This is a genomic window from Streptomyces sp. VTCC 41912 (assembly GCF_045799175.1).
Taxonomy (GTDB): domain Bacteria; phylum Actinomycetota; class Actinomycetes; order Streptomycetales; family Streptomycetaceae; genus Streptomyces; species Streptomyces albulus_C.
Map to the genome: position 1 here is coordinate 55,625 of NZ_JBJMAB010000032.1, position 24,464 is coordinate 80,088.

At 72.0% G+C, this 24,464-nt stretch carries 20 protein-coding genes; 16 read left to right on the forward strand and 4 right to left on the reverse strand.

Going from position 1 to position 24,464, the window contains the following annotated elements:
- Positions 1 to 31 precede the first annotated feature (31 nt).
- The 4 genes from ACJ6WD_RS31545 to haaN form a co-directional block, all read right to left on the reverse strand.
- Positions 32 to 1,438 (reverse strand): histidine-type phosphatase, encoded by a 1,407-nt coding sequence (locus ACJ6WD_RS31545; RefSeq protein ID WP_407617030.1) that lies wholly within the window; start codon positions 1,436 to 1,438, stop codon positions 32 to 34.
- A gap of 112 nt (positions 1,439 to 1,550) precedes the next feature.
- Complete coding sequence (locus ACJ6WD_RS31550) at positions 1,551 to 2,303, reverse strand: carbonic anhydrase (protein ID WP_233659109.1); 753 nt, start codon at positions 2,301 to 2,303, stop codon at positions 1,551 to 1,553.
- A gap of 193 nt (positions 2,304 to 2,496) precedes the next feature.
- Complete coding sequence (locus tag ACJ6WD_RS31555) at positions 2,497 to 3,135, reverse strand: LysE family translocator (RefSeq protein ID WP_233659110.1); 639 nt, start codon at positions 3,133 to 3,135, stop codon at positions 2,497 to 2,499.
- 114 nt (positions 3,136 to 3,249) lie between these two features.
- Positions 3,250 to 3,717: a cyclophane-containing RiPP N-acetyltransferase HaaN gene (gene haaN / locus ACJ6WD_RS31560; RefSeq protein WP_407617031.1), complete on the reverse strand. Its 468-nt coding sequence runs from the start codon at positions 3,715 to 3,717 to the stop codon at positions 3,250 to 3,252.
- Positions 3,718 to 4,119: 402 nt separating this feature from the next.
- Between haaN and ACJ6WD_RS31565 the strand changes: the two genes are divergently transcribed.
- The 16 genes from ACJ6WD_RS31565 (at position 4,120) to ACJ6WD_RS31640 (ending at position 24,372) form a co-directional block, all read left to right on the forward strand.
- Positions 4,120 to 4,572: a transposase gene (locus tag ACJ6WD_RS31565; protein WP_233659112.1), complete on the forward strand. Its 453-nt coding sequence runs from the start codon at positions 4,120 to 4,122 to the stop codon at positions 4,570 to 4,572.
- A gap of 216 nt (positions 4,573 to 4,788) precedes the next feature.
- Entirely contained in the window at positions 4,789 to 5,469 is a 681-nt protein-coding gene (gene ribA / locus ACJ6WD_RS31570) for a GTP cyclohydrolase II (protein ID WP_233659113.1), read from the forward strand.
- Positions 5,470 to 5,483: 14 nt separating this feature from the next.
- Positions 5,484 to 7,181, forward strand: a complete 1,698-nt coding sequence (locus ACJ6WD_RS31575; protein WP_233659114.1) for a WD40 repeat domain-containing protein — start codon at positions 5,484 to 5,486, stop codon at positions 7,179 to 7,181.
- Positions 7,178 to 8,179 carry an SUMF1/EgtB/PvdO family nonheme iron enzyme gene (locus ACJ6WD_RS31580; RefSeq protein ID WP_233659115.1) on the forward strand — a complete coding sequence of 334 codons (1,002 nt, stop codon included), beginning with the start codon at positions 7,178 to 7,180 and terminating at the stop codon, positions 8,177 to 8,179. Before ACJ6WD_RS31575 ends, ACJ6WD_RS31580 begins: the two co-directional genes overlap by 4 nt.
- Positions 8,176 to 9,210 carry a formylglycine-generating enzyme family protein gene (locus tag ACJ6WD_RS31585; RefSeq protein ID WP_376443994.1) on the forward strand — a complete coding sequence of 345 codons (1,035 nt, stop codon included), beginning with the start codon at positions 8,176 to 8,178 and terminating at the stop codon, positions 9,208 to 9,210. Before ACJ6WD_RS31580 ends, ACJ6WD_RS31585 begins: the two co-directional genes overlap by 4 nt.
- 12 nt (positions 9,211 to 9,222) lie before the next feature.
- Positions 9,223 to 10,500, forward strand: coding sequence for a flavodoxin family protein (locus ACJ6WD_RS31590; RefSeq protein ID WP_407617032.1), 1,278 nt, complete (start codon positions 9,223 to 9,225; stop codon positions 10,498 to 10,500).
- Entirely contained in the window at positions 10,497 to 12,443 is a 1,947-nt protein-coding gene (locus ACJ6WD_RS31595) for a non-ribosomal peptide synthetase (protein WP_407617033.1), read from the forward strand. Before ACJ6WD_RS31590 ends, ACJ6WD_RS31595 begins: the two co-directional genes overlap by 4 nt.
- Positions 12,440 to 18,058, forward strand: a complete 5,619-nt coding sequence (locus tag ACJ6WD_RS31600) for an SDR family NAD(P)-dependent oxidoreductase (protein ID WP_407617034.1) — start codon at positions 12,440 to 12,442, stop codon at positions 18,056 to 18,058. Before ACJ6WD_RS31595 ends, ACJ6WD_RS31600 begins: the two co-directional genes overlap by 4 nt.
- Before the next feature lie 121 nt (positions 18,059 to 18,179).
- Positions 18,180 to 19,052 carry a 3-hydroxyacyl-CoA dehydrogenase family protein gene (locus ACJ6WD_RS31605; protein WP_331249807.1) on the forward strand — a complete coding sequence of 291 codons (873 nt, stop codon included), beginning with the start codon at positions 18,180 to 18,182 and terminating at the stop codon, positions 19,050 to 19,052.
- A complete protein-coding gene (locus tag ACJ6WD_RS31610; RefSeq protein WP_016575864.1) occupies positions 19,049 to 19,300 on the forward strand; it encodes a phosphopantetheine-binding protein in 252 nt (83 codons plus the stop codon). Before ACJ6WD_RS31605 ends, ACJ6WD_RS31610 begins: the two co-directional genes overlap by 4 nt.
- Positions 19,293 to 20,405, forward strand: coding sequence for an acyl-CoA dehydrogenase family protein (locus ACJ6WD_RS31615; RefSeq protein ID WP_407617035.1), 1,113 nt, complete (start codon positions 19,293 to 19,295; stop codon positions 20,403 to 20,405). Before ACJ6WD_RS31610 ends, ACJ6WD_RS31615 begins: the two co-directional genes overlap by 8 nt.
- Entirely contained in the window at positions 20,402 to 21,502 is a 1,101-nt protein-coding gene (locus ACJ6WD_RS31620) for an HAD family hydrolase (RefSeq protein ID WP_233659122.1), read from the forward strand. The genes ACJ6WD_RS31615 and ACJ6WD_RS31620 overlap by 4 nt, the downstream gene beginning before the upstream one ends.
- A 94-nt stretch (positions 21,503 to 21,596) precedes the next feature.
- Positions 21,597 to 22,298, forward strand: coding sequence for an alpha/beta fold hydrolase (locus tag ACJ6WD_RS31625; protein ID WP_233659123.1), 702 nt, complete (start codon positions 21,597 to 21,599; stop codon positions 22,296 to 22,298).
- A 58-nt stretch (positions 22,299 to 22,356) separates the two neighbouring features.
- Positions 22,357 to 23,202, forward strand: a complete 846-nt coding sequence (locus tag ACJ6WD_RS31630) for an MBL fold metallo-hydrolase (RefSeq protein ID WP_016577079.1) — start codon at positions 22,357 to 22,359, stop codon at positions 23,200 to 23,202.
- Positions 23,192 to 23,896 carry a RibD family protein gene (locus ACJ6WD_RS31635; protein WP_376443980.1) on the forward strand — a complete coding sequence of 235 codons (705 nt, stop codon included), beginning with the start codon at positions 23,192 to 23,194 and terminating at the stop codon, positions 23,894 to 23,896. Before ACJ6WD_RS31630 ends, ACJ6WD_RS31635 begins: the two co-directional genes overlap by 11 nt.
- Positions 23,893 to 24,372, forward strand: a complete 480-nt coding sequence (locus ACJ6WD_RS31640; RefSeq protein WP_233659125.1) for a deaminase — start codon at positions 23,893 to 23,895, stop codon at positions 24,370 to 24,372. The genes ACJ6WD_RS31635 and ACJ6WD_RS31640 overlap by 4 nt, the downstream gene beginning before the upstream one ends.
- The last annotated feature ends 92 nt before the right edge of the window (positions 24,373 to 24,464 follow it).

Here is a 24,464-nt window from a genome sequence, read left to right on the forward strand (position 1 = left end):
CCGGCGGGGGTACCCCGGCCCCGCCGGCACGTCACCCCGACGTGCGGCCGAAGCAGCGCTCCAGTTCCTCCAGGTCGTAGAAGCGACTGCCCCGGGCGACCGGTCGGCACCCCGCCTTGAAGGCCGTCTCCTTCTCGTTGTAGAGCATGCGCACCAGGTAGGTGTCACCCCTGCGGAACACGTCCCACTGGATGTTGGCGGCCATCGGGGCGACCGACGCGCCGCGCCAGGGATTGTCCGCCCAGGCGTAGGGCCGCCCGGGGTCGGCCGCCTTGGTACTGCCGGGCAGCCCCATCAGCGCGGCGAGCGGAATGATCTCCTCGGCGTGGGTGAAGCGCAGCTCCGCCCCGCGGTCGTTGCGGCCGTCCCGTTTGGCCTCGACCTGACGGAAGAAGTCGTCGAGCAGCACGCCGGCCATCGCGTAGGTGATGTCGCTGTCGGCGAAGCCGGGGCCCTTCTCGTAGAACTCCGATGCGTCCTCGACGTAGCCGAACCAGTCGGCGTCGCGCGGCGCGAGGTACCGCTCCAGGTGCCAACCCCGGCCGTGCGGGCTCTCCGCGCTCATGGCCGGTGCGATGGCGTAGAGGCGGTAGACGGCCCGCGCGGCGTCGATTTCGCTGCCGATCGACGCGAACTCCCCGTCCACGACGCGTCGTACGAACGCCGGCCGGAAGAGCTTCGCCAGCACCCGCCGCGCGGCGGCGCGGGTGGCCGGCTGGTCGGCAACGCCCTTCAGGGTGTGCGCCAGGCGCTGGTCGTGCGCGAGCCAGTCACGGTAGGCCGCACCGCCGGCGGACTTGTGGAAGTAGAGCAGGTCCCTGTCGGTGCGGGCGGGCCCGACGAGCGGCTTCAACGCCGGGTCGGTTCCGACGAGGGCGTCGGCGAAGACGGTCCCGCTGTCGACGGCGCGGCCCTGTCCGGAGCTGACGACGTCGAGGGGTTCGTGCTCCGCGACGATGGTCGTGAACAGCTGCGGCAGCCGCTGCGCCATCCGGACGGCCGTGCCGCTGAGTTCCCGCTCGCCGCGGCCGCTGAGGTTGCCGTAGCCGACCTTCTCCATGGCGGCGAGCAGGGCACGCACCTCGGGCCCGAACTCCGCGCCGAGGGTGGTGAGTTGGTGCTCCTCGTCGGCCCGGTCCCACAGGCGGAGGATCAGCTCGCCGTCCGCACCGTCGGAGGCGGCCCGCGAGCCGTGCCGGGAAACGTTCTCGGTGAACACCGGGCGGAAGCCCCGGGGCGCGGACTGGTAGGTCCCCGGAGCCTGCCGGGGCGCGTACGGTGCCTTGGTGCTGTAGGCGTCGCCGTAGCGCACTGCGGGGTGCTGCTCCCGGGCGTGGTGGGCGCTGGGTGCGGCGGGCCGGGCGGTGGCGTCCGCCGGGGCGGTGGTGGCGAACAGGACGCACAGGCCGAGGCCGAGGAGTGCCGGGGTTCGTCTCATGACCCCATGGTTTTCGCCGGACGTGAACCGGGGATGGCCGCGAGGTGGCCCGGTCGACGCCGTCAGCGCGGCAGCCGCGCCCTCCGGCGCACCCCACGACACGACCGCGGGCTCACGACGGCGCGCCGTCGAGGACCTCCACCTTGCCGGTGTCGAGCGAGTAGTAGGCACCCACCACCGCCAGGGCGCCCTTCTTCACGAGCGGCGCCAGGTCCGCGTTCGAGCGCAGCGCGGTCGAGGCCAACGTGACCTGGGCGCGGGTCATGGTCTCGACCGGGTCGGTGCCGCCCTTGCGCACCGCCTGCTCGTAGGCGGGTTTGAGGGCCAGGGCGATCGCCTGGAGGTTGCCGGGCAGCGGGGTACCGTCCCGCAGCGCGGTATAGGCGGCCTTGACGGCGCCGCAGCGCTGATGCCCCAGGACCACGACCAGCGGAGTGCCGCTGGTCATCGGCCCGTACTCGACGGATCCGGTGACCACCGGCTCGAGCGTCTGGCCACCGGTGCGCATCACGTAGAGGTCGCCCAGTCCGGTGTCGAAGAGCAGCTCCGGCGGCACCCGGGAGTCGATGCACGAGAGGATCGACCCGAAGGGCTCCTGCGACTGGGCCACCAGCTGACGCCGGTTCGGATCCCGGTCGGGGTGGTGGAGGTCTCCGCTGACCCACCGCTGGTTGCCCTCCACCAGACGCGCGAAGGCCGCGGCGGGGGTGCTCGGTCGGGCCCGCGCCAGTGCGGTGGCGGAGGCCGAGGCGGAGGACGCCGGCGCGGCGGTGCGCGTCGCGGAGCACCCCGCGACCGCGACCGTGGCACCGGCCAACCCGCCCGCCAGCACGGCCCTGCGATCCAGTGGTCTCTTCCCGTCCATCGGCCGCTCTCCTCACCGTCGCCCGGCCACGTCCTCGCGTGATCGGGCAGAGTCTCCGGCGGGGAGCGGGCCGGCGGGCGCAGGCACGAGCGGGCGCGCACCACATGGCCCCTGACGGACCAACCTCCCGTCCTCGACCGACCGCCACCGGTCCTCGACGGACGGCGGGACCCCGCCGGCGCGCCCGGCCCGCTCAATCGGCGCGGCCCGTGGCGGCGACGATGACGCCGAGCCCGATCATGGACAGGCCGCCCACGCCGCCCACCATGGAAAGGCGCTTGGGGGAGCGGGCGAACCACGTCCGTGCGGTGGACGCGGCCAGTCCCCACACGCTGTCGGACACCACCGCGATGATGTTGAAGACCAGGCCCAGCAGCAGCATCTGGATGATGACGTGTCCCTGTGCGCGGTCGACGAACTGCGGCAGGACGGCGGCGAAGAACACGATCGTCTTCGGGTTGGCGATGCCGACCGCGAACCCCTCCCACAGCGTGCGCAGCCCCCCGTAGGCGGGCCCTTCGCCGGCGAACGACGCCTGGAGCGTCCCGCGCTGACGCACCGCCCTGATCCCGAGGTACACCAGGTACCCCGCGCCCAGCAGCTTCAGCGCGGTGAAGACGATCGCGGAACGCTCCACGACGGACCCGACGCCCAGTGCGACGGCCACCACCAGGAGATAGGCGCCCAGGGTGTTTCCCGCGACGGTGGTCAGCGCCGCCCGTCGGCCTTGCGCCAGGGCCCGCCCGATCACGAAGAGCACACTGGGACCGGGAATGACGATCAAAAGGAACGACATGGCCGAGAAAGCCAAGAGACGGTCTGTGGATAACATACGGATCATGTAAGCACGCAGGCCCGTTGTCCTTCAGGCTTTCCGTGCACATGGCCGAAAGGCGACCGGAAAGGGCGCCGACGGCGGAGAATCCCGGCGGCCGCGGCCCGGTGCCTACGGGAGTTCGATCCGATAGACGACCTTCCCTTCGAACTCGGTGAATCCCAAGGACGCGTAGAAGGCGCACGCACCGGGATTGTCCCGGCCGGTCGTCCACTCGATGCGGGTGCACCCGGGGCGGGCCGCGGCCAACGCGCGCAGCTCGCCCATCAGCCGGGCTCCGACGCCCTGGTGGCGGCAGGTGTCGCGGACGTACAGCTCCTTGAGGAAGAGGGAGTGCGTGGAGCCCGCCGCGGGCCACAGGAACCCGTAGGCCGCCAGCCCGACCAGGTCGCCGTCGGCGTCCTCGACCAGGAGGGCGCAGGCCAGCGGCGGCGAACCGAAGAGGGCCCGTTCCACCTGGCAGAGCCGTTCGGCCAGGGGCTGCACCTCGGTCTCCCCGTAGAAGCGGTCCATCTCCTCGACCAGTTCGGCCACCGCCGGGACGTCCCCGGTCTCGGCCGGGCGGATCGTCACGCTCATCGACATCTCCCGTCGTTCTCGGCTCGCTCGACTCGTGACCCTTCAACGGAGGACCGCGGCCCCGCGACACGGCGCGGTGGGGCCGCCGGGAGGCTCCCGGCCAAATACCGCACCGTCCCGGCCAACTGCCCGGCTTTTCCCGGCCACGGGATGGGGGATGTGGTGGCGGTGGGGCCGGGCGGTGCGCGGGGATGACCGCCTGCCGGTGCGCCGGGGTCCGTCCGCCGATCATTCCCCTGACCACGGGCGGGAATCCTCCAAGGGCGTGGACGAGGCTCCCATGATCGCTAATTGCGGTAATGCCGCGCGGGACAAACAAGATCGTGTCCGTGAATTTGAGACGGCTGAGACGCGATGAGTTGTCTCATGTGGTGGCATGGGCCTGAGGCACCATCGCCTCTCATGGACAGTGACCTGTTCGCCAGACTCGTTCCCGACGGGCTGTGGCAAATAGCCGCCCCGCTATTACCGTCGTTCGGTCATCGCCCGCAAGGCGGCGGGACGGCCCCCCGAGACGAGCGGATCGTCTTCACGGCGGTGGTCTACGTATTAACCAGCGGCTGTGCCTGGCGTCAGCTACCGAGGGCGTTCGGCGTCTCGCCCGCCACCGCGCACCGGAGGTTCGTATTGTGGAACGAAGCGGAACTGTGGCGTCGACTCCATGACGCCATTCCGGAACAGCGCGGCACGTACGGCGAGTTGGCGTGGACGTCGACGATCGTGCAGGCCGCGGCGGCCCGCGCCCACGCGACACACGCCGCCCGGCGCCGGCCCGCCCAGCCGCCGGCGGCAGTGCGGCAGGGGAGCGGGGCGGACCGGGACGCCGGTTCGCCACCTGCGCACTTTCCGGAATGACGGCCCCCTGCGCGGCCTTTCCGGCGCGGCCGACCGCCCGCACCGAGTGCGACGTACCAAGGGCACCATCGCCACCACGTGAGACGTGTTGTGCCGCTTGACGACGCTGCGGGATTTGCGGGAGTGTGGCGCCGGATCAAGGGCCTGCGGCATGTGCAGTAGGTAGCGGAAAAAGCGGTTCCGGAAAGACGCGCAAGCCAACTTCGGATGGCGGGGATGTCATTGGAAAACCGTTCTTCCTACCCATTCAGCAAGAATCACGTACTCGATCAGTCAGCCGGCAAGAAACCGGAACCTCCCCGTGTCCGCACGCGGGTGCGCATTCCGTTGAAGATATCCGACGGCAAGCTCGCGCCGAGCGAAATCATCACCTTCGACGGACTCGACGACGGACGCGAACACCTCATGGTCGTGTTCGGCGACGCGCTGACCCAACCCGTACCGCTCGTCAGGCTCCACTCCGAGTGCCTGACCGGTGACGTGCTCGGATCCACCCGCTGCGACTGCGGGCCGCAACTGCGCGAGGCCATGGCCTTGATGCACGACAAGGGCGGCCTCCTGCTCTACCTCCGCCAGGAGGGCCGGGACATCGGTCTGTACAACAAGATCGATGCCTATGCCCTGCAAGACACCGGCATGGACACCTTTGAGGCAAACCGCGCCCTGAACTTCCTCGACGACCAGCGCACCTACTCCTCGGCCGCCCAGATGCTCGTCACGATGGGCCTGAAGGAAATCGAGATCCTCTCCAACAATCCGGAAAAGATCCGGCAGTTGGAGGCCGGCGGCATCACCGTCCACAGCCAACGACGCACCGCCGTCCACCTCACCGACGCGAACCGCAAGTACCTCCAAGCAAAAGTCATGTACGCCGGTCATTCCATCGAAATCGACTGACGAGGAGGGTGCGCGTGATCGCGCACAGGAGTCCCATCAGCGGCATTGCGGCCTACCAGGACAAGTACATCGCCAGCGCCGGCTACGACAACCAAGTGATCCTCTGGGACCAGGCCACCAAGCGCCCGGTCAACCGCGTCCTGCACGACCACCTCGCCAACCAGTGCGCCTTCAGCCCCGACGGCACCCTCCTGGTCACCTCGTCCAGTGACTACAGCGCACGCCTGTGGTCCGTCCCCGACCTGAAGCTCCGCGCGGTCTTCAACGCACAGGCCGACGACGTGGAGATGTCGGCGTTCCACCCGACCCGGGAGTGGATCGCCACCGCCTCCCGCGACCACAACCTGCGCGTCTACGACTTCACCGGCACCCTCGTGCACTGCTGCGTCGGCCACACCGCCGACGTCATCTCGGTGGACTGGTCCGCCGACGGAGAACAACTGGTCACCTCCAGCGACGACGGCACCGTCAAACGCTGGTCCGCCGCCACCGGCGCCCTCCTGGAGGACATCGACCTCGGCGGCGTCGAGACCGACACCATCGTCAGCGCCCCCGACGGCACCCTCTACGCCGGCAACGACGGCGGCCAGATCGTCGTCATCCACGGCGCGGACCGCACCACCGTCCAGGGACACGACGCCGGCATCAAACGCCTCGTCCTCAGCGCCGAGCGCAGCCTCCTGGTCAGCCTCAGCTACGACCGCAAACTGCTGCTGTGGGACACCAGCGCACGCGAACTCCGCCAGATCGGGCAGTCCGACATCCCCGACGACGTCTGGCCCCGCTCCTGCGCCTTCGCCGCCAAGGACACCCTCGTCTTCGGCACGTTCGGCGCCTCCTACCGCACCTACGACTACCTCAGCGGCCAGTGGAGCGACGCCGACGTCCCCACCACCCCCGGCATCAACGCGGTCTGCGCCGACGGCGGCAGCGTCTACACCGTCGGGGACGCCGGCATCGTGCTGCGCGACACCGCGGTGCACGGGCAGACGGGGAGCCTGTGCAACTTCCTCACGCCGCTGAGCCCCACCGTCATGGTCACCGGCGGCCAACTCGGCAAGCTGATGGACGCGGCGACCGGACGCGTCCTGCACCAGCACCGCTCGCCGCTCAACTGCGGCGTCCGCTACGACGTGGACGGAACCACCCATCTCCTGGTGGGCGCCTACACCGGCGAGGGGCTGGTCTTCCGCCTCGATGCGGACGGCCGACTCCACCACGTCGCCGACGTCCCCCTGCACGAGAACGCGGTCAAGGGCGTCGCCTTCTCCGGTGACCTGCTGTTCTCCGTGTGCGCCGACACCGGCGTCGCCTGGCACGACGCCCGCACCAGGGAACTCGTCCACCGCATCGACGCCGCCCACGACCGCATCGCCAACGGCTGCGTGGGCCTCGCCGACGGCCACTTCGCCAGCGTCGGACGCGACCTCAAACTCCGGCTCTGGGCACCGGACTTCACCTCACGCGTGATCCCCACCACGCACCCCAACTCCATCAAGTGCGTCGCCGCCGACGCCTCCGGTCGGCTGATCGCGACCGGCTCCTACCACGGCCACGTCAAGATCTACGACCGCGACCGCGACCGGTGGACCACCGAGGAACGCCCGACCACCGCCGGCATCTCCTCCCTGTCCCACGACCCCGACCGGGGCCTGTTCCTGGCCGGCTCCTACGACAGCCAGGTCTACGAGATCCCCGGGACGACCGCGTGACCACCTCCACCGGACGGCCCCGACCCACCATCACCGACCCCAACCGGCTCGACGACCGGTCCGCCATGGGACTGCCCGCCTCGCTGGTCGAACGCCTCCCGCACGACCTGTTCGCCCGCCACCCCGACCTGCTGGGCCGCGCACCCGCCGAACTCGTCGACCTGTGCGGCGACGCCACCGCGGACTTCGCCCGCCGCTACGCCGCCGGCACCGTCCTGGGGCTGCGCGGCGACCCCCGGATCCGGCCCGACGACCCGGAAACGGTGGCCCTGCCCGCCGCGCAGTGCGCCGTCGGACTCCCCGAGGACCAGGTCCAACAGGTCGTCGACGCCTGGGCCGACGTCGGGGTGCAGGAATCCTGGATCGCCAAGGAGTGCCCGCGCCACCAGGTCAGGTTCGACGCCTTCCGGATCATGCGGTACCCGGTCACCAACCTCGAATACCGCGCCTTCCTCGCCGACACCGGCGCCGACGCGCTCCCCACCTCCTGGGAGTTCGGCGTCTACCCCCTGCACCGCGCCAACCACCCCGTCTGGACCGTCCGACCGCAGGACGCCGACGCGTACGCCGAGTGGCTCGCCCACCGCACCGGGCGGGCCTTCCGGCTGCCCACCGAAGCCGAGTGGGAGTACGCCGCGACCGGCGGGCTGAGCCGCGCCTACCCCTGGGGCGACACCTTCGACCCCGACCGCGCCAACACCGTCGAGAACGGCCCCCTCACCACCGCGCCCGTCGGCATCCACCCGGCCGGCCGCACCCCGTTCGGCGCCGAGGACATGGCCGGCAACGTCGAGGAGTTCGTCGCCGACGACTACCGCCCCTACCCGGGCGGCGCCGCGGTGGCCGACGACCTCACCACGGCCGGCTCCTACCGCATCGCCCGCGGCGGCAGCTTCACCCGCTTCGGCGACCTCGCCCGCTGCTCCCGACGGCACGGCTGGTTCGACCGCAAGATCTACGCCATCGGCTTCCGCCTGGTCGAGGAGGTCGCGGCGTGACGGTCGCCAGCGGACACCCCGTGCCCCCCAACACCGACATGATCGGCGACCGCCACGCCATGCGGCTGCCGGCCTGGTTCGAAGGACGCACCCGGCCCACCGAACTCCAGCGCCACGCCACCGCGTTGCGGCGGGAGACCCCCGACGCACTGGTGGCGGTCGTCGAGGACCCGGACGTCCCCTTCGCCCGCCGCTACGCGGCCGGCAGCCTGTGCGGCCTGGTGGGGGACCCCCGCATCCGCCCCGACGACCCCCCGATGGCGGACATCCCCGGCGCCCGCGTCCGCATCGGCCTGGAAGCCGACCGCCTGCCCGAGGTCCTCGCCCAGTGGCAACACACCGGCCTCCAGGAGGACTTCCTGCGCAAGGAGTGTCCGGCGCACGACGTCGACCTCGCCGCCTTCCGCCTCATGCGCTACCCGGTCACCAACCACGAGTACCGGGCGTTCCTCGAAGACACCCGCGCCCGCTGGCTCCCCACCTCCTGGCACTTCGGCTGCTACCCCCACCACCTCGCCAACCACCCGGTGTGGACCGTCCCCGCCCAGGCGGCCGACGCGTACGCCGAGTGGCTCGCCCACCGCACCGGGCGGGCCTTCCGGCTGCCCACCGAAGCCGAGTGGGAGTACGCCGCGACCGGCGGGCAGAGCCGCGAATTCCCCTGGGGCGACACCTTCGACCCCGACCGCGCCAACACCTCCGAAGCCGGACCGCTGTCCGCGACCCCGATCGGCAGCTACCCCGCGGGCCGTTCCCCGTTCGGCGTCCTGGACCTGGCCGGCAACGTCGAGGAGTACGTCGCCGACGACTACCGCCCCTACCCGGGCGGCGAACTCGTCGCCGACGACCTCCTGCCGTACGCCGGCGGCATGCACTCCGCCAACGAGGTGCTGCGCGCCCAGAGCACCTACCGCATCGTGCGGGGCGGAAGCTTCACCCGCCGGGGAGACGTGGCGCGCTGCCGGCGCCGACACGGACTGTACGACCGCGGCTTCTACGCGGTCGGGTTCCGCCTGGCCGAGTCCTCCTGAGAACAGGGAATCATGCAGCGAGCCCCTCATGTCGCGGTCATCTACCACAGCCGGAAAGGCACCCTCCACGCGCTCGCCCGAGCCGCCGCGGACGGTGCGCTGGCAGGCGGCGCCACCGTGCGCCTGCGCCGCGTCGAGGACCGGGCACTCAAGGGGCCACCACCGGGCGCACCACACCCCGTCCCGGTCGCCACGCACGACGACGTGCTGTGGGCCGACGGCGTTGTGTTCGGCACGCCCACCTACTTCGGGAACGTCTCCGCCGCACTGAAGCAGTTCCTCGAATCGACCTCGGACCTGTGGCGCGCCGGTGCCCTCGCCGACCGCGTGGTCACCGGCATGACCAGTGCCAACAGCCCCCACGGCGGCCGCGAAGCCACCCTGCTCGCGCTGTACCGCAGCATGTACCACTGGGGCACGCTGATCATGTCGGCCGACCCCACCGACAGCTCCTTCACCGCCGCCGGCGCCAACCCCTACGGCGTCGGCGCACCCCCGGCCACCGACGGCGCCCTCCCCGACACGTACCTGCGCGCCGCGGGCGCCCTGGGCCGCCGGATCGGCCACTACGCGCACCAACTCGCCGCCTCCCGCGCCTCCCGCGCCGCCCGCAGCACCACCCGCCCCACCCGGATCGCCGTCCTCCACCACCCCGACTGCGCCAGCACCCGCATCCTGGCCGACGCCCTCGCCCACGGAGCCCGCTCCGCACAGGCCGAGGTCAGGCTCCGCCCGCTCGCACCGCCCGGCACCGCCCACACGCCGACCGGTGCCCGGGCCGCCACGCCCGCCGACGTCGCCTGGGCCGACGCCGTCGCGTTCGGAGCGCCGGTCCGCGCCGGCCTCGTCGCACCACTCCTGTCGCAGTTCCTGGCCGCCTGCGAACCCCTGTGCACCACAGGTGAGTTGGCGGGAAAGACCGTCACCGCCTTCGTCACCACCAGTCACCCGCACAGCGGCAGCGAAACCGCCCTCCTGGCCCTCTACGACGTCCTGCACCACTGGGGAGCGGTCCTCGTGCCCCCCGGCTACACCGACCCCGCCGTCGCGGCGGCCGGCGGAAACCCCTACGGCACCGCGCACTCCACCGCGGGCGGCTCACGGCCCGCGGACGCCACCGTCAAGGCGGCCGCCTTCCAAGGACAACGCCTGGCGCGGCTGACCGCACGCCTGCGCGGGCGGTGCGCCACCAGCCCGGGCCCGCCGCGCGAACCCCCGCCCGCGGACCGAGCAGGACCGCAGCCGCCCCGCCCGCCGGTGCTCTCCTTGTCCGAGAGGAACTCCACGTGACCCCTGCGAAGGACGCCGCCACCACCCAGGAACCTGGCGCCGTGCGCATCCGCCACCTCGGCCACCTGCTGGACCACCACAACCGGCACCGGCCGCAGGCACCGGCCGTCCTGTGCCCGAACGCCCCCGCCCTGACCTACCGCGCACTGCACCAGCAGGCCGAGCGCACCGCACGCGCGCTGGCCGCCGCCGGCATCGGGCGCGGTGACCGGATCGCCGTCGCCCTGCCCCACGGGCCGCACGCCGCCGCGGCGTTCGTCACCGTGGCCCGCACCGCCGTCGTCGCCCCACTCGACCCCGCCGGCACGGCCCGGGAATTCGACGCCTTCTTCACCGACATGGACGCCCGCGCGGTCATCGTCCGACAGGGCGCCGACACCCTGGCCGCCGCCGTCGCCCGCGCCCAAGGCCGCACCCTGCTCCACCTCGTCCCCGTCCCCGACGGCGCCGCCGGCACGTTCGACCTCGTCCCCGACCCGGACGCCGCACCGCCCCCGAACCCCGCCGTCCGGTCGCACTCCCAACCCGCACCCGACGACGACGCCGGGCGCGCCGCCGACATCGCCTTCCTCATGCACACCTCCGGTACCACCGGCCGCCCCAAACTCGTCCCGCAGACGCACGACATCGTCTGCCACTCCGCCCGCAACATCGCCACCAGCCTCCACCTCGAAGACCACGACCGCTGCCTGAACGTGCTGCCGCTCTTCCACGGACACGGACTGATGAGCCCGCTGCTGGCCACCCTGTGGGCCGGCGCCAGCGTCGTGTGCCCCGAAGGGTTCGACGCCACCGCCTTCCCCGACTGGCTGACCGCCTTCACCCCCACCTGGTACACCGCCGTCCCCGCCGTCCACCAGGCGATCGTCGGCGCCCTGGCGACCCGCCCCGACGCCCTCCGGCAGCCCCTGCGCTTCGTCCGCTCCGCCTCGGCCCCGCTCCCGGCCGACCTGCGCCGGACGCTGGAACGCGCCGTCCAGGCACCGGTCATCGACTCCTACGGCATGACCGAAGCGTGCTCCATCGTCACCAGCAACCCGCTGCCGCCCGCCACCCGGAAACCCGGTTCGGTCGGGGTGTCCATCGGCAACGAGATCGCCATCCGGGGCGAACACGGCGACTTCCTGCCCCCGGGCGAGAACGGTGAGATCGTGCTCCGCGGCGCCACCGTCATCGCCGGCTACGACCGCAACCCCGCGGCCGACGCCCAGACCTTCACCGACGGCTGGCTCCGCACCGGGGACTGGGGCCACCTCGACGAGGACGGCTTCCTCTTCCTGACCGGCCGCATCAAGGAGATCATCAACCGCGGCGGCACGAAGATCTCACCCGTGGAAGTGGAAGAGGCACTCCTGGCCCACCCCGCCGTGGCCGAGGCCGCGGCCTTCCCCCTCCCGCACGCCACCCTCGGGGAAGAAGTGGCGGCCGCCCTCGTCGTCACCACCCGGATCGAGGACGACGAGCTGACCGCGTTCCTGGCCACCCGCCTGGCCGCGCCCAAGGTCCCCCGACGCCTCTTCCGCCTGCCGGCCATCCCACGCACCACCACCGGAAAGATCCAACGCGCCGCGCTCGCCACCCGCCTGGCACGCCCCACCGCCAGTCGGCCGGCCGCCCCCAGCACGGCACTGGAGACCCGCATCGCCGCCATCTGGTGCGACCTGCTCGGCCGCCAACGCGTCGGCACGCACGACCACTTCTTCGACCTCGGCGGCAACTCCCTCCTCGTCCGACAGCTCCAGGTGCGCCTGCACGACGCCCTCGGCACGGACGTACCCGTCGTGGAACTCTTCGCCCGCCCCACCGTCGGCGCCCTGGCCGACTACCTGGCCCGCGCCGACGACCGCACCGAACCGGACCGGGCACAGGACGCGGCAGCGGGCAACCGGCGCCTGGCGCAACAACTCCAGCAGCGCCGCCGGCAGCAGGACACCGAGATATGAGCACCGGACTGGAAATCGCCATCGTCGGCATGGCCTGCCGCTACCCGGGCGCCGACGACGTCGGCCAGTTCTGGAACAACCTCCGCGACGGCGTCGAATCCCTCACCCACTTCGACGCGGACGCCCTCGCCGAAGCCGGGGTCCCACCGGCCCTCCTGGACCACCCCGACTACGTCAAGGCCCGCGGCGTCCTCGCCGACCCGGCCCTGTTCGACGCGGAGTTCTTCCAGATCACGCCCCGCGAAGCCGAACTCATCGACCCCCAACACCGGGTCTTCCTGGAATGCGCCTGGGAAGCCCTGGAGGACAGCGGATACGCCAACGACCGCCGCCCCTCCGCCACCGGCGTCTACGCCGGATGCTACGAGAACACCTACCTGCGCCACCTCCAGGCCCACCCCGAGCTGACCGAGGCGGCCGGCTGGCTGCTCACCCACCTCAGCAACGAAGCCGACTACCTCGCCACCCGCACCGCCTACAAACTGGACCTGCGCGGCCCCGCCGTCAGCGTCCAAACCGCCTGCTCCACCTCGCTGGTGGCGGTCCACCTCGCCGGACAGGCCCTGCTCAGCGGCAGTTGCGACCTCGCCCTGGCCGGCGGCAGCACCGTACGGGCCGACCACACCGAGGGCTACCGCTACGAACCCGGAGGCATCCTCTCGCCCGACGGGCACTGCCGCTCCTTCGACGCCCAGGCCCAAGGCACCGTCAGCTCCAGCGGCGTGGGCGTCGTCGTCCTCAAACGCCTGGAGGACGCGCTCGCGGACCGGGACACGGTGCACGCGGTCATCAAGGGCTCCGCCATCAACAACGACGGCGCCGCCAAGGTGGGCTTCAGCGCACCGAGCGTCACCGGCCAGGCCCGCGCCATCCGCGCCGCCCACCTGATGGCCGACGTCGACCCCGGCACCATCGGCTACGTCGAGGCGCACGGCAGCGCCACCGCACTGGGCGACCCCATCGAGGTCGAAGGACTCACCCGCGCCTTCCGCGCCGGCACCGACCGCACCGGCCACTGCGCCCTGGGCTCCGTCAAGTCCAACATCGGTCACACGCACGCCGCCGCCGGCCTCGCCGGACTGATCAAGACCACCCTGGCCCTGCGCCACCGCCGGATCCCGCCCAGCCTCCACTACCACCGCCCCAACCCCGACATCGACTTCGTCGGCTCGCCCTTCCACGTCTGCACCGAACTCACCGACTGGAAGACCGACGACACCCCCCGCCGGGCCGGCGTCAGCTCCTTCGGAACCGGCGGCACCAACGCCCACGCCGTCCTCGAAGAGGCCCCCGCCCGCCCCGTGCCCACCGCCGCCCGGCCCTGGCACCTCCTGCTGCTCTCCGGCCGCACCGACACCGCCCTGGAAGACGCCACCGACCGCCTGGCCACGCACCTGCGCGAGACCCCCGACCAGCACCTCACGGACGTCGCCTACACCCTCCAGGCCGGCCGCACCCCCTTCGCCCACCGCCAAGCCCTCGTCTGCCGCGACGCCGCCGACGCCGCCGAGGCCCTCGCCACCCGGGACCCCCGCCGCCTGCTGCGGCAGCACACCGGCCAGCGCAGCACCCGCCCGGTCGCCTTCATGTTCTCCGGCCTGGGCGACCAGTACCCGCACATGGCGCACGACCTGTACACCCACGAACCCGTCTTCCGCCGGGAGATCGACCGCTGCGCCCAACTCTTCCTACCCCACCTCGACCTCGACCTGCGCACCCTGCTCTACCCCACGGACCGCACCCCCGACGACCCGGCCCCGCACGGCGGCGGGCTCGACCTGCGCAGGATGCTCGGCCGCGGCGCCCCGCCGTCACCCGGAGCCGCGGAACTCCACCACACCCGCTACGCCCAGCCCGCCACGTTCATGGTCGAGTGGGCGCTGGCGCAGCTCTGGCGGGACTGGGGCATCACCCCGCAGGCACTCATCGGCTACAGCATCGGCGAGTGGGTGGCCGCCTGCGTCGCCGAGGTCCTCTCCCTTGAGGACGCCACCCACCTCGTCGCCCAGCGCGCACTGCTCATCGACGGCCTCGACGGTGGCGCGATGCTCGCGGTGTCGCTCCCCGAGGCACAGGCCCGCGCCGTCGACGACCGCCTGTGCGTCGCCGCCCTCAACGGCCCCGCCCTGACCGTCCTGGCCGGCCCGACCGACGCGGTCGCCGAGGTCGAACGGCGGCTCACCGACGACCAGATCGCCTGCCGCCGACTCCAGACCACGCACGCCTTCCACTCCCGGATGATGGAACCGGCCCGCGCCCCGTTCACCGAGCTCACCCGCACCCTCACCCTCCGCCCGCCCCGCATCCCCTACCTCTCCAACGTCACCGGGACCTGGATCACCGACGCCGAAGCCACCGATCCGACCTACTGGGCCCGGCACATGTGCCAGCCGGTGCGCTTCTCCAGCGGCATCCACCAACTGTGGCAGGACCCGGACCGCATCCTGCTGGAGGTCGGGCCCGGGCAGGCGTACAGCAGCCTGGCACTGCAACTGCTGCCCGAGGACGGCGGCGGCAGCCGCACATCGCTGTCCTCGCTGCCCGCCGCCCACGACGACCAGGGCGCCGGCCCCTTCCTCCTGGCCACCCTCGGCCGGCTCTGGCTGGCCGGCCTGGAACCGGACTGGGAGCGCGTCCACTCCGGGGCGGAACCCGGGCGGGTCCCCCTGCCCACCTACCCGTTCCAACGCCAGCGCTACTGGATCGACCTGCCCACCACCCCGGGCCAGGGCGCCCACCGCCCACCCGCCACCCAGGCACCGACGACGGCGTCCACCGACGCGCTGCGCAAGCTCCCCGACCTCGCCGACTGGTTCTCCGTCCCCACCTGGACCTCCACCGCACCACCGGCCCCCGTCGACGACGAGGAACTGGCCGCGCGCCCCCAGCGGTGGCTGCTGTTCCTCGACGACCTCGGCCTCGGCGAACGCCTCGCCCGACGCCTGCGCCGCACCGGCCACGACGTCACCACCGTTGCGCCCGCGGCCCGTTACCACCACGACGACCGGCACGCCACCGTCGACCCGGACCGCACCGAGGACTACCACGCACTGCTGCGGACCCTGGCCGCACACGACCGCCTGCCGCACACCGTCGCCCACCTGTGGACCGTCACCGCCGACGCCCCCGCACCACCCGGCCCCGACCGGTACGACGACCACCGGCGCCGCGGCTTCGCCAGCCTCCTCGCCCTCACCCAGGCATGGGGCGCCCTCGGCACCGACGACCCGCTCCACCTGGCCGTGGTCTCCAACGGGCTCCGCCAAGTCACCGACGGCGAGCCAATCAGTCCTGAAAAGGCCACCGTCACCGGCCCCTGCCTGGTCGCCCCGCAGGAACACCCCCGGCTGACGACCCAGAGCATCGACGTCGGCCCCGCCACCGACCAGCCCCACCTCACCGACCGCGCCCTGGACCGCCTCGTCACCGAACTCGTCCGCCGCCCCGCCGCCGAACCGGTCGTCGCCCACCGCGGACGCACCCGCTTCACCCCCCGCTGGCAACCGCTGCCCCTCGCGCCCGCCGCGCACCGCCCGCCCCGCATCCGCGAGGAGGGCGTCTACCTGATCACCGGCGGACTCGGCGGCATCGGCCGCACCCTCGCCGCACACCTGGCCCGCACCGCCCGGGCCCGCCTCGTCCTGGTGGGACGCTCCGCACTCCCCGTCCGGAACGACTGGGACGACTGGCTCGCCACCCACGACGCCCACGACGCCACCACCACCAAGATCCGCGAAGTCACCGCCCTGGAGCGACTCGGCGCGCAGGTACTGGTGCTCACCGCCGACGTGACCGACGCGCCCCAGATGCGCGCGGCCCTGGCCACCGCCCGTGAGCGGTTCGGCCCGCTCGACGGCGTCATCCACGCCGCCGGCGTCCCCGGCGGCGGCCTGATGCAGCTGAAGGACCCCGCCACCGCACACGCCGTACTGGCCCCCAAGGTCCACGGCACGCTGGTCCTCGACGCCCTGCTGCGCGAGACCCCGTTGGACTTCCTGCTGCTGTGCTCGTCCACCATCGCCTTCAGCGGCGGACTCGGCCAGGTCGACTACTGCAGCGCCAACGCCTTCCTGGACGCCTACGCCCAGTACCGCAGCACCGCCGACGGCCCGCACACGGTCGCGGTCAACTGGGACGCCTGGCAGGAAGTGGGCATGGCGGTCAACACCCTCACCCCCACCGCCCCGCCCCACGCCGAGCCCCGCCCCGTCGGCCACCCCCTCCTGCACACCTGCCTGGCCACCACGCCCACCCTCGCGGTCTACGCCACGCGGTTCACCAGTCCCGACGACTGGCTCGTCGACGAACACCGCATGCTCGGCCACCCCGTCATCCCCGGCACCGCGTACCTGGAGATGGTGCGGGCCGCCATGGCCGACCAAGGCCACGGCGAACTGGTCGACTTCGACGACGTCCTCTTCCTCGCCCCCGTCGTCCTGGGCGACGGCCGGGCACGCGAAGTCCACGTCGTCCTGGAACGGCACGACGACGCGTACCAGTTCTCCGTCGCCAGCCGCGCCGACCACCCGGGCACCGGCGGTCCGCACTGGACCGAACACGTCACCGGCCGGGTCCGGCCCGCCCCGCCCCGGCCCGCCGACGCACCGCCGCAGGCCGTCCCCGACCTGCTGGCGCGCCACGCCCTCCGCGACGCGGGACCCGTCACCCACCACGGCCCGATGACCTTCGGACCGCGTTCCCGGTGCGTCGAACGCGTCTGGACGGGGGAGGGGCACGTCCTGGCCCGCCTGGCCGTGCCCGAGCCCTACACCGACGAGGTCACCGCCCTGGGCTTGCACCCCTTCCTCCTCGACGTCGCCACCGGACTCGTCAGCCTGTACCTGGAACGCGACTACCTCATGCCGCTGCGCTACCGCACCATCGAGATGCACGCCCCCCTGCCGCCGCGCATCCACACCTTCCTGACCCAGCGCACCGACCGGGCGGGCACGCCGCACGAGACCCGCTCTTTCGACGTGACCCTCCTCGACGAGGACGGCCATGTCCTGCTGACCGTCGGGGACTTCGTCATGAAGAAGGCCCGCGCCCTGGACAGCAAGCTGGTCGCGCTGCGCGACGGCACCTCCGACGAGGTCCCCGCCTATTCCCACCCGCACCTGCCCGGCCCGGCGCACGAGGACAACGCCTTCCGCGCCCACCTGGAGACCGGCATCCTCCCCGCCGAGGGCACCGACGCCTTCGACCGGGTCCTGGCCCGCGACGTGGCGCCCCAAGTCGTGGTGGCCACCAAGGACTTGACGGCCCTCATGGGCAACGTCGGGGCCCTGCGCCCCCAACCCGCCGACCCCCGGCCCGCCACACCGCCCCGGGCCCACGCCCGACCCCCACTGGCCACCCCCTACGTCGCCCCGACGACCCCCCTCCAACAGCGCCTGGTGGACCTGTGGCGCGACCACATCGGCGTCGAACCCGTCGGCATCCACGACAACTTCTACGACCTCGGCGGCCACTCCCTCCTCGGCATCACCCTCGTCGCCCGCATCCGCGAGACCTGCCAGGTCCACCTCACCCTGCAGACCCTCTTCGACCACCTCACCGTCGCCGCGCTCGCCGACGTCCTCACCGAACCGACCCCCCGGACGGAGCGCACATGACGCCACCCGCACCACCACCGGCACACCCACACAGCCATCCACCGACGCACCGCAACCCACCGCACGCAGACCGGGCCGACACCCTCCTCGTCGGCCCCCACGGACACCACAGGAGGCAGACATGAGTCGGGTCGGGGTGATCGGCGCGGGCATCATGGGCGGGGGAGTGGCCCAGAGCCTGTCGACGGCCGGTCACGACGTCGTGCTGATCGACGTCAGCAAGGACATCCTGGATTCCACCGCCATCCGCATACGCACCGAACTGCGCCTGAGCCGCCTGGTCGGCGCGACCAAGGACCCCGTCGACGCCGACCGGGCCCTTCGGGCGATCACCTTCACCACCGACTACGCGGACCTCCACGACGTCGACTTCGTGATCGAGAACGTGACCGAGAGCTGGGAGATCAAACAACGGGTCTACCCCGTCCTCGACGACGTCTGCCCCGCGCACTGCGTCTTCGCCGCCAACACCTCCGCCCTCCCCATCACCCGCCTGGCCTCCCTGACCCGGCGCGCCCCCCAGGTCCTGGGCATCCACTTCATGAACCCGGTCCCGATGAAGCCAGTGGTGGAACTGATCCCCGGCCACCACACCACGCCGACCACCGTGGCGATCGCCCAGGAACTGCTGGCCACCATGGGCAAGACCGCGATCGTCGTCAACGACTCGCCCGGCTTCGTCTCCAACCGCGTCCTCATGCTCACCATCAACGAGGCCGCCTTCCTCGTCCACGAGAACGTCGCCACCGCCGAACAGGTCGACGCGGTCTTCACCTCCTGCTTCGGCCACGCCATGGGCCCGCTGGCCACCGCGGACCTGATCGGCGTCGACACCATCCTGCGCAGCATCGAAGTCCTCCACGACAGCTTCAACGACAGCAAGTACCGCCCCTGCCCCCTGCTCAAGAAGATGGTCGACGCCGGACTGCACGGCCGCAAAACCCAGCAGGGGTTCTTCTCGTACGGGTCCCACGGCTGGGAGGCCGACCGTTGATCGACATCCGTTCCGACCTCGCGAAGTTCCTGGCCGACAGCTTCCCCAACCTGACGATCGCCGACGACGAGGACCTCTTCGGCCGCGGCATCGCCAACTCCCTGTTCACCATTCAACTGATCATGTTCGTCGAGAAGCACTTCGCCGTGCAGATACCGAACGAGGACCTCGAACTCGACAACTTCCGCACCGTGACGGCCATGACCAAGCTCGTCGAACGACTGACGGGAACCCGGCCGGATGCCTGACCCGTCACCCGACACCACCGCCTTCCGTGCCGTCGTCGACGCCGAGATCGCCCCGCACGCCGACCGCTTCGACCGCGACGAACGCGTCCCCGACGAGATGCTGGCCCGCCTCGGCGAACTGGGGTGGTGGGGCGCGATCCTGCCCACCGACGTCGGCGGCGCCGGGATGGACATGGTCACCCTCGGTGCCCTGCACGAGGAGGTCGGCCGCGGCTGCTCCTCCGTGCGCAGTCTGCTCACCGTGCACTCGATGGTGGCCCATGCCGTCGCCCGCTGGGGCAGCGCGGACCAACGCGAACGGTGGCTGCCCCGCCTGGCCAGCGGCCAGGCCCTCGGCGCGTTCTGCCTGACCGAACCGGAGGGCGGCAGCGACGCCGCCCAACTGGCCACCACCGCAACCCGCGACACATCCGGCCACCTCCTCGACGGGCAGAAGCGCTGGATCACCGGCGGCCAACTCGCCACCCTGCTCCTGGTCTTCGCCCGCACCGAACGCGGCGTGACCGCCTTCCTCGTCGAACGCGGCACCCCCGGCCTCACCATCCGCCCGCGCACCGGCATGTTGGGCACCACGGCGAGCATGCTCGCCGAGATCGACTTCGACCGCTGCCTCCTCGGCGCGGACGCGGTGCTCGGCCCGGAGGGCTTCGCGCTCGCCACCGTCCTCACCGGCGTCCTCGACATCGGTAGGTACAGCGTCGCCTGCGGCTGCGTGGGCATCCTCCAAGCCTGCATGGAGGCCAGTGCCGGCCACACCGGCCGGAAGGGCAACCGCCCCGCCCCGCTCGGCGACCACCAGCTCGTGCGCCAGATGCTCACCCGGATGGTCACCGACGTGCGGGCCGCCCGCCTGCTGTGCCGGGAAGCCGGCCGGCTCAAGGACGACAACGACCCGCACACCATCATGGCCACCTGGATCGCCAAGTACTTCGCCGCCACCGCCGCCAGTCGCGCCGCCGCCGACGCCGTCCAACTCCACGGCGCCGCCGGGTGCTCCACCGACCACCCCGTGCAGCGGTACTACCGCGACGCCAAGGTCATGGAGATCATCGAGGGCAGCACCCAGATCCAGGAGGTCCAGATCGCGGAGGAGGCGTACAAATGAGCAGCCGGACACCCGGCACCGCCGTGCCCGGCGGCCGACGCGACACCCCGCGCGACAAGCCGCCCCGCGGCCGGGTCAAATGCGTGGTCTGGGACCTCGACGACACCCTCTGGGACGGCGTCCTCCTCGAAGACGGCGACGTCACCCCCCGACCGGACCTCGTCGCGCTGATCGAGGCCCTCGACGCCCGGGGCATCCTGCAGTCCATCGCCAGCAAGAACGACCACGACGCCGCCTGGGCCGTCCTCACGCGGTGCGGCCTGGCCGACTACTTCCTCCACCCCCAGATCAACTGGAACCCCAAGTCCGCCTCGATCGCGGAGATCGCCGGTGCCCTCAACATCGGCGTGGACTCCCTCGCCTTCGTCGACGACCAGCCGTTCGAACGCGAAGAGGTCGCCTTCCGCCACCCCCACGTGCTGTGCGTGGACGCCGGCGAGGCCGCCACCGCCCTCACGGAATGGGAAGAGTTCCAGCCACGCTTCCGCACCGACGAATCGCGTCATCGGCGGGCGATGTACCAAAGCGGCCTCGCCCGCGACCAGGCGGAAAAGGCGGCAACGGCCACCGGCGAGGACTTCCTGGCCACCCTCGACATGGTCTTCACCCTCACCCCCGCGGCGGAAGAAGACCTCCAACGGGCCGAGGAACTCACCATCCGTACGAATCAGCTGAATTCCACCGGAAGGACCTACTCCTACGAGGAACTCAAGGTACTGTGCCAGTCGCCCGACCACCTGTTGCTCGTCGCCGAACTCGAAGACCGCTTCGGCCCGTACGGGAAGATCGGGCTGGCGTTGATCGAGACCGGCGAGACGGTCTGGAGGCTGCGATTGCTGTTGATGTCCTGCCGCGTCATGTCCCGCGGCGTCGGCGCGGTCCTGCTCAACCACATCATGACCCTGGCCCGCGACAACAAGGCACGACTCCAGGCCGAGTTCGTCGAGACCGGCCGCAACCGCATGATGTTCGTGACGTACCGCTTCGCCGGCTTCCGCGAAGTCGCCCGCGAAGCCGACACCGTACTGCTGGAAGCGGACCTGACCCGCGTCCAACCCCCGCCCCGTCACCTCACCGTGGTGACCGACCCGACCTGACCCCGGCCCGACCGGACCGTCCCGCACCGTCCCGCACCGCACCGCACAGGCACCATCGCCCGGACACTCCTCACCTTGGGTGGAGCACTACGCCATGGCAACCTTCGTCCTCGTCCACGGTGCCTGGAGCGGCGCCCACGACTTCCGTCGCGTCCGCGACCTCCTCCAGCGCGCCGGCCACCAGGTCTTCACCCCGAGCCTGACCGGCATCGGCGAACGCGCCCACCTGGCGAGCCCGCAGGTCGGCCTGACCACCCACATCACCGACGTCGTCAACTGCATCCGCTACGAAGACCTCCACGACATCGTGCTGCTCGGCTTCTCCTACGGCGGCTGCGTGATCACCGGAGCCCTCGAACACGTCGCCGACCGGGTACGACACCTCGTCTACCTCGACGCCTTCGTCCCCGCCGACGGCGAGGCCGCGGGCGTCCCCGGCGGCGCCGCCCACCCCCGCCTCACCGACCTGGGCGACGCCTGGCTCGTCCCGCCGCCCCTGCGGGAGTTCGAGGACCCCGAAGTCGGTGCCTGGGCCACCGCCCGGCGCACCCCGCAACCGATCGGCACCTTCACCGAACCCGTGCGCCTGGCCCGCCCGCCGGAGGCGTACCCCTGCACCCGCACCTACGTCAAAGCCACCGGCGAACCCCGACCGGAGCCGCCCGGCCCCTTCTGGACCGTCGCCGACCGCGTCGCGAAGTCCCCCGACTGGCACTACCGCGAGATCGCCACCAACCACCAGATCCCGAGCAACCGCCCCGAGGAACTCGCCGCGCTCCTGCTGGAGTTGACCTGACGGCGAGCCGCGGCCCCCACCCCCGACGTGACCCCACCCCACAGGAGAGGACACCAACGTGCCTTGGATCTGCCTGACCTGCGGAAACCACGACTACCACGAAGGGAACGAACCCCCGGCCGTCTGCGTCATCTGCGCCGACGACCGGCAGTGGGTCCCCGCAGGCGGACAGCGCTGGTCCACCCTCGACCGCCTCAAGGCCGACGGCTTCCACAGCCAGGTGCGCGACGTCGAACCCGGCCTCGTCGGCATCGGCGCCGAACCCGTGATCGGCATCGGCCAGCGCGGACTCCTCCTGCGCACCGACGAAGGCAACGTCCTGTGGGACCCGTCGCCCTACATCGACGACGCCGCCATCCAGGCCGTACGGGACGCCGGCGGCCTGCGCGCCATCAGCTCCAGCCACCCCCACTTCTACGGCGCGATCGTCGCCTGGAGCCAAGCCTTCGACGCCGAGATCCTGCTGCCCCAGGCGGACATCCACTGGCTCTCCCGCCCCGCCGCCACCGAACCCCTGGTCACCACCTGGGAAGGCACCCTCCCGATCGCCGACGGCGTGACCCTCGTCCAGTGCGGCGGCCACTTCCCGGGCAGCTCGGTGCTGCACTGGGCGGCCGGCGCCGAAGGCCGCGGCCTCCTGCTCACCGGCGACACCATCAACATCTCCCCGGGCGAGGACCGGGTGGCCTTCCTCTACAGCGCCCCCAACCGCCTGCCCCTGCCCGAACAGGGCGTCCATCGCGTCGTCGAAGCCGTCCGCCCCTACCCCTTCGACCGGCTCTACGGCCACTGGTGGGAGCCGGCCATCCGCCGCGACGCGCAACGCATCCTCCAGGACTCCACCGCCCACTACCTCACGTTCATGCGCGGCACCGCACCCTCCTGGGTCGTCGATGCCGACTGACCCGCCCTCCGCACCACGCCCCTATGTCCTGCTCAGCGCCGCGATGTCCCTCGACGGCTTTCTGGACGACACCAGCGACCGGCGCCTGCGCCTGTCCAACGCCGCCGACTTCGACCGGGTCGACGACGTCCGGGCCACCTGTGACGCGATCCTGGTCGGCGCCACCACCGTCCGGCGCGACAACCCCCGGCTCCTGATCGGGTCGGCCGCCCGAAGGGCCCACCGCCGCAGTCAGGGACGGCCCGAACACCCCACGAAGGTCACCGTCACCACCAAGGGCCTCGACCCGTCCCTGGCCTTCTTCACCACCGCCGGCGACAAGATCGTCTACTGCCCCCGCCCGGCCCTGCCCACCCTGGCGGAGGAACTCGCCGACGTCGCCGACGTGACCGCCGCCGGCGACCCCCTCGACCTCGGCCTGCTCCTCGACGACCTCGGCGACCGCGGCATCCGCACCCTCATGGTCGAGGGCGGCACGACCCTGCACACCCAGTTCCTCGTCCACGACCTCGCCGACGAGGTCCACCTCGCCCTCGCCCCCTTCTTCGTCGGCGAAGCGGGCGCACCGCGCTTCGTGGGCCCCGGTGCCTTCCCGCACGACACCGCCCACCGACTGCACCTCGCCGACGTCACACAGGTGGGGGACGTCGCCTTCGTGCGCTACCTGGCCCAGCGCCGGAGCGAGGGAGCATGAGCACCCACCTCGGCCGGCCGACCCGACAGGACCGGCACTGGCTCGGCGAAGCGATCGCGCTGTCCCACAAGTGCCCACGCTCCGCCACCGCGTTCTGCGTCGGCGCGGTCGTCGTCGACCACCGCGGCGAGGAGATCGCCCGCGGCCACTCGCGCGAGGCGGACGACCACCAACACGCCGAAGAGGCCGCGTTGGCCAAACTCGACCCGCACGACCCCCGACTGGCCAACGCCACCCTCTACAGCTCCCTGGAACCCTGTGGTCTGCGCAAGTCACGCCCCGCCCCCTGCGCCCGCCTCATCGCCGCAGCCGGCATCCCCCGGGTCGTCTACGCCTGGCGCGAACCGTCCCTGTTCGTCGCCGCCCGGCAGGGCCTGGCCATCCTGACCGCCGCCGGCATCACTGTCGTCGAGATCCCCGACCTGGCCTCCGCCGCCCGAGCCGCCAACACCTACCTCCCGGGCATCGACCCCTGACCGCCCGCCTCCGACACCGGCGGCCACCCGGCCCCACGCCCGCCCCGACAACCCTCCGCACGCCGTCCCTTGGACCGCAACCCGACACTTCC

Coding starts and splice junctions, on each gene's coding strand:
- ACJ6WD_RS31545 (WP_407617030.1), bottom strand. CDS start 1,438: ATGAGACGAACCCCGGCACTCCTCGGCCTCGGCCTGTGCGTCCTGTTC.
- ACJ6WD_RS31550 (WP_233659109.1), bottom strand. CDS start 2,303: ATGGACGGGAAGAGACCACTGGATCGCAGGGCCGTGCTGGCGGGCGGG.
- ACJ6WD_RS31555 (WP_233659110.1), bottom strand. CDS start 3,135: ATGTTATCCACAGACCGTCTCTTGGCTTTCTCGGCCATGTCGTTCCTT.
- haaN (WP_407617031.1), bottom strand. CDS start 3,717: ATGAGCGTGACGATCCGCCCGGCCGAGACCGGGGACGTCCCGGCGGTG.
- ACJ6WD_RS31565 (WP_233659112.1), top strand. CDS start 4,120: ATGGACAGTGACCTGTTCGCCAGACTCGTTCCCGACGGGCTGTGGCAA.
- ribA (WP_233659113.1), top strand. CDS start 4,789: ATGTCATTGGAAAACCGTTCTTCCTACCCATTCAGCAAGAATCACGTA.
- ACJ6WD_RS31590 (WP_407617032.1), top strand. CDS start 9,223: ATGCAGCGAGCCCCTCATGTCGCGGTCATCTACCACAGCCGGAAAGGC.
- ACJ6WD_RS31600 (WP_407617034.1), top strand. CDS start 12,440: ATGAGCACCGGACTGGAAATCGCCATCGTCGGCATGGCCTGCCGCTAC.
- ACJ6WD_RS31605 (WP_331249807.1), top strand. CDS start 18,180: ATGAGTCGGGTCGGGGTGATCGGCGCGGGCATCATGGGCGGGGGAGTG.
- ACJ6WD_RS31615 (WP_407617035.1), top strand. CDS start 19,293: ATGCCTGACCCGTCACCCGACACCACCGCCTTCCGTGCCGTCGTCGAC.
- ACJ6WD_RS31620 (WP_233659122.1), top strand. CDS start 20,402: ATGAGCAGCCGGACACCCGGCACCGCCGTGCCCGGCGGCCGACGCGAC.
- ACJ6WD_RS31625 (WP_233659123.1), top strand. CDS start 21,597: ATGGCAACCTTCGTCCTCGTCCACGGTGCCTGGAGCGGCGCCCACGAC.
- ACJ6WD_RS31635 (WP_376443980.1), top strand. CDS start 23,192: ATGCCGACTGACCCGCCCTCCGCACCACGCCCCTATGTCCTGCTCAGC.
- ACJ6WD_RS31640 (WP_233659125.1), top strand. CDS start 23,893: ATGAGCACCCACCTCGGCCGGCCGACCCGACAGGACCGGCACTGGCTC.